The organism is Enorma phocaeensis, from assembly GCF_016901575.1.
In the GTDB taxonomy this organism is placed as follows: Bacteria; Actinomycetota; Coriobacteriia; order Coriobacteriales; family Coriobacteriaceae; genus Limicola; species Limicola phocaeensis_A.
In genome coordinates, this window is the sequence record NZ_JACJKQ010000059.1 from 1 (window position 1) to 963 (window position 963).

1 protein-coding gene is annotated in these 963 nt (G+C 71.4%); it reads left to right on the top strand.

Features of this window, described 5'->3' with window-relative positions; genetic code table 11:
• Positions 1–146: 146 nt before the first annotated feature.
• Positions 147–963: transposase (locus H6A15_RS10175; RefSeq protein ID WP_204673641.1), on the top strand; the 817-nt coding region annotated here is incomplete at its 3' end.

Sequence of the window (963 nt, forward strand, 5' to 3'; positions counted from 1 at the left end):
GGCACCGAATAGCCGAAAACGGTGGAAAAGCGTTGGCGGAACCGGTGAAAGTACGTTAGCGCGATCGGCGCCGATTCGTTTGCGCAGATGGTGAAAAGTAGGTTGACGGTATCAAGTGGGTCAGGGGCTTCGAGAGCCCAAAGGCCGTGTACGAGAGCGGCCCGACCGGCTTCGCGCTCTGCAACCGGCTGCGCGAGCTCGGCGTCGACTGCGTCGTCGGCGCCGTCTCCAAGATGCAGCGGCCCGCGGCCGACAGGCGCAGGAAGAACGACCGGCGCGACGCCGCGTTCCTCGCGCGGCTGCTCGCGACGCACAACGTCGTCGAGGTCTGGGTGCCGCCCGCCGAGGTCGAGGCCGCGCGCGACCTGTCCCGCTCGCTCGACGACGCGCGGGAGGACCTGCAGCGCGCCCGCCAGCGCCTCTCGAAGTTCCTGCTCAGGCGCGGCCACGTCTTCGACGAGGTCGACGCCCGCGGGCGCAGGCGCGGCGCGTGGACCGTCGCCTTCTGGCGGTGGGTCCGCGGGCTCAGGCCCGCCGAGCCCGCGGCGGCCGCCGCCTTCGACCACTACGTCACCTGCGCCCGGTGCGCCGAGTCCGACAAGAGGGCTCTGGAGGGGCGCGTGGCCGAGGCCGCGGCGACCGAGCGGTGGCGCCCCGCGGTGGAGGCCCTCTCGTGCATAAAGGGCGTCGACGTCGCCACCGCCTTCTGCCTCGCTGCCGAGGCGGGCGTCTTCTCGCGCTTCCGCTCCGCGGGGGCCTACGCCTCCTGGCTCGGCCTCACGCCCTCGGAGCGCTCGAGCGGCGAGACCGAGGCGAGGGGCGGCATAACCAAGGCGGGCAACTCCGCCTCTGTTAGTGTCAATCTATCTTTCGCCGATTCCACCAACGAACCTCACCCGTTCGCGCCAACGCACATGCGCCGATCCCGCCAGCGTCACGCGCCGCTTCCGGCGTCCCGGTCCG